This is a genomic window from Wolbachia endosymbiont of Wuchereria bancrofti, assembly GCF_002204235.2.
GTDB lineage: Bacteria > Pseudomonadota > Alphaproteobacteria > Rickettsiales > Anaplasmataceae > Wolbachia.
Genome location: NZ_NJBR02000026.1, coordinates 1 through 3,834, shown reverse-complemented (window position 1 = coordinate 3,834; position 3,834 = coordinate 1). Strand labels below are relative to the sequence as shown.

At 33.0% G+C, this 3,834-nt stretch carries 4 protein-coding genes; 2 read left to right on the top strand and 2 right to left on the bottom strand.

What is annotated here, in order from left to right; all coding sequences use genetic code 11:
* Both CCY16_RS01690 and CCY16_RS01685 read left to right on the top strand, forming a co-directional pair.
* On the top strand, positions 1 to 599 hold a 599-nt coding region (locus CCY16_RS01690), incomplete at its 5' end, for a dihydrolipoamide acetyltransferase family protein (RefSeq protein ID WP_143696895.1).
* A 384-nt stretch (positions 600 to 983) separates the two neighbouring features.
* Entirely contained in the window at positions 984 to 1,259 is a 276-nt protein-coding gene (locus CCY16_RS01685; RefSeq protein ID WP_088414484.1) for a hypothetical protein, read from the top strand.
* Between the two features lie 1,063 nt (positions 1,260 to 2,322).
* Here the strand turns inward: CCY16_RS01685 and CCY16_RS06040 are convergent.
* Together CCY16_RS06040 and recR are read right to left on the bottom strand one after the other, a co-directional pair.
* The gene (locus tag CCY16_RS06040; RefSeq protein ID WP_245800710.1) at positions 2,323 to 2,559 is read right to left on the bottom strand and encodes a hypothetical protein; all 237 of its coding nucleotides are present in this window, start codon (positions 2,557 to 2,559) and stop codon (positions 2,323 to 2,325) included.
* Positions 2,560 to 2,562: 3 nt separating this feature from the next.
* On the bottom strand, positions 2,563 to 3,162 hold the full coding sequence (gene recR, locus CCY16_RS01675) for a recombination mediator RecR (RefSeq protein WP_179946023.1): 600 nt from the start codon (positions 3,160 to 3,162) through the stop codon (positions 2,563 to 2,565).
* Between the last annotated feature and the right edge of the window lie 672 nt (positions 3,163 to 3,834).

Below are 3,834 nucleotides of genomic sequence, written 5' to 3'. Positions count from 1 at the left end.
GCCAAGTTGATAAGCTAATATCGCTCAAAAGTGAGATTAACTCAGCAGATGAAAACAATAAAGTAACAATTAATGACTTAATTATAAAAGCTGTGGCTTTCAGCATGAAAAAATTTCCTGATATAAATTCTTCGTGGATAGATAATAAAATACTGAGGTATGCAAATATAGATATTTCAATCGCTGTAGCACTTGAAGATGGGCTCATTACTCCTATAGTGAAAAATGCTGATGAAAAAGGTATTTTGTCTATATCAAAAGAAGTGAAAGATTTAGTAATCAGAGCAAGGTCTGGAAAATTGGAACCAGAAGAATTTCAAGGAGGCGGATTTACTATCTCCAACTTAGGAATGTTCGGTATAAAAGCTTTTAGCGCTATAATCAATCCACCACAGTCTTGCATTATGGCTATTGGTACATCTAAAAAGCAGCCTATTGTTATCGATGAAAAAATAGAGATAGTAGAGATAATAACAGTAACGCTCTCTGTTGACCACAGAGCAGTTGACGGGGTGTTAGGAGCAAAATTTTTAAACGCCTTTAAACATTATATAGAAAATCCTCTGGCAATGCTTATTGAAGCTAGAGTAAATATTTAGCCTATCAGCATTGTTATTATAAAATTAATGTCTTTAAGTTTATAATTCTATTGGTTGATAGGCTTAGAGGTAAAAAATGACTACTACAGTAGAAAAAAATAATCTAAAAATTTTTCCTAAAAACAAAGGAAAGGTTAACTCAAAAGGTGATTACTCAGCAGGTACCGCAAGAGCGCCAGAAACTGAGTTATAGTCGTAGAATGAGTTAGAAAAAGTAATAAAACTTGGAAAGATTGCTCCACCTGTTCTTCCAAAATCTTACCAAACTAGATTTGCTGGAATAAAAGCAATTTTTGAGCAGGATACTCAGAATAAGAGTTCTGGTAGACAATTTAAACATATAAATGTGTCGTTAAATATTATTTGTGACCTGTTATTGAAGGGATGAATGGCTCTACTCCATACTTGAAGCCACAGGGAAGTAGAGTATCGACAACCGCTTTGAGTGACAACGGTAAAGCAGTGGATGGCAATGTTGGAAAGTTTAGTCCAATAATGCAGCAGATTATTAAAAATACTAATACTGCTCAGAAATCAAAAAATTCTTCAAGTGCAAATTTAATACCTGTAAAAGAGAAGATTAGTTTGTTTAACAATATGAATAAAGAGCAATCTAGTACTACACATAAACAAGAGCCTTCATCAGAAGTTTCTAAGTGAAGGTGGCCGTGGTTACTAAATGTTACCCCTGTTTTTGGTGCACAAAGACAGGGGTACTTTCAAAACAGAATGTTCCTTATTTACTTTACGAGCTTGTTGGCCTCTGAACCTTTCTCCTTATAAAAGCAGCCTTAAAAAAGGTTTTAAGCTTTTCCCATTCTTCCTGGCTATTTATGTAGTTCAATACTACAGGTCTATATTCATTTTCAATTTTTTCTAATGCCTTCTAATATGAGTAATCCAGTTCCTCATATACGCCGATACCTGTTGATTATAGTATTATCAGAAACGAAAATAAATTTGGGGCGGGCGGATTCTTCCTTTACATAGTTTAAAAGACATAGTTTTATTTTTTTTACGCGGTATTTTATTGTTTCTAACAATAGCGGTAGACTTTCTATATAAAATATAAAATTGTTTATAATTAAACTTTTTAATTTTTTCGGTAACTTTATATTTTAAAATAGTTCTTGTATAAAATTTTTATCGGTTGTTTTGATAAGTGTAAAAAGAGATCAATAAAAGACCTCAGATCAAAATTTTACCCAAGTATTGTGTTAATAGCCTTATGTACATTACTCTTATCTCTACTGACAGAAATAATGAGAACAAGTCCTTCTCTGTGTTAAGCATGTACTTTATAGATTCCAGAAAATCAACAATACATTTATTATGGAATATATCAGGGTTATCCACCATTATGTAGATGTTTTTGTCTTTCCTAATTCTATTAACTACTCTTGCTAATTGTGTTTTAAATCCTTAATGTTTTTTCTCTTCTCTCTGAAGAATACTCAACTCTCTCAGTATAGAGCTAATGTCTTTTCTATCGACCCCTTTTGTAAGGTCAAGCAATATGGAAAGCATAGCAAGTGGAGATTTACTGATTAGCTTTTCTAGTGTGTTTAAAGAAAATAGCTCTTGGTTTATGTTCTTGAAATGTTATATGACACTTCTTTTTACTTCATATGGCGCGAATAAGTCTTCAAATAGAAAATTTAAAAAAGAAGGCAGTGATTGGTCCAATACATTGATGTTCCATGCGCTACAGTAAGCTGCAATTTCATTTTGTTGCTTTAACTCTTTTGCCCACTCTTTCAAAAAAATGTCTTGCTCCATCTGCATATCCTTCTAAAGATATTATTGTAAAAGACTGGCCAGTTGTTTTTATTATAGTGTTGAATTTACCTGAAAAGTACTTATAGTTTAGGTGGTCATTTTCCCAATCCACCACCTTGATTGGTAGCACTGTTTCTTTTCTTCCGAAGGTTATTGGCAATATAAGTTTTTTTAAGTACATGTCCTATTTTATATTCGACTCATATTCTTGTCTTGAAGTGAGTGCTGCTTTTAACGTTCCTTCATCTAGGTAATCAATTTCGCCACCCATTGGTATACCACAAGCAAGGCGTGATACTTTCACATCTAAATTTTTTAGCGATTCAATTATATACTGTACGGTAACTTGGCCCTCCAATGTTGGATTAATTGCGATAATGATCTCTTCAATTTTAAACTCTGTGACTCTTTTAGGAATATTATCAAGGTTGAGTTCTTCTGGACCTATGCCATTTATTGCTGATAATCTACCACCCAAAACATGGTACATACCTGAATATATACTTCCTTTTTCAAATGCCCATAAGTCGCCTAATTCTTCTACTACGCACATTAGCTTAGTGTCACGCTTTGGGTTGGTACAAATAGAACAAGGTGATTGAGTATCTAGATTTCCGCAAACCTTACACTCTATTATAAGATCTGCCAGCTCTTTAATCAAAGATGCAAGAGGTAGCATAACTTTCTCCTTGTTTTGGAGTAAGTGTATAACTAACCTTCTTGATGATGATGGCCCTAGACTTGGCAATTTGGAAAAAGCATGAACTAAATTCTTTATGTTAATGTTCATTTAATAAATTTAGGATAGTTCGTAAATGGTAACATCAAACCCTTTATAAAGAAAGTGGTAAATCTCTCTTGATCTTACTTTGGTTAACTATAAAAAAAATTTTTTACTCCAACGGAGAAAATTACTTCCACATACTTAAAGCCTCATTATAATGGTAATAAGGGTATTTCTGACTCACAACTTATTTTTGATCTGCGTGGGTTCAATGACGAAGTTCAGTAAAAAACTTAAGGTATTTTTTGGCGAATTATATCAAGTTATAGCGTCTGCATGTCTTTTGGATTTTTTCTGCATTCAGCCAAATTGCGCTTAGATTAAGCGTCAGTAAATTATTACAGCGCCAATTTAAATTATTATAGAGTCAAAACCAGCACAACGGGGTTTTTTTGCCTTTTGGTAAATTTTTTAATATTTGCAACTGAAGTGTTTACTGACAACCACCATTCTGCTACGCATTAGCGGCCGAGATGCTGTTCAGTCTTTTAACTTACAATACCGTGAATAAATCGCAGTATGATGTAGGAAGAACTTGCTTGGGTTAGCTATAGATAGTCTAGTTTCAAATGATCGTTAAAAAAAACTTACAGGATCAACATCTATTGTTACTATAATATTCGGACTTAAGTTACAATTTTTAATCCAATATTTCAGCTTTTTTTGTACGGA

Excerpts from the sequence above, each read along its gene's own strand:
- CCY16_RS01685 (WP_088414484.1), top strand. The coding sequence starts at position 984 with ATGAATGGCTCTACTCCATACTTGAAGCCACAGGGAAGTAGAGTATCG.
- CCY16_RS06040 (WP_245800710.1), bottom strand. The coding sequence starts at position 2,559 with ATGTACTTAAAAAAACTTATATTGCCAATAACCTTCGGAAGAAAAGAA.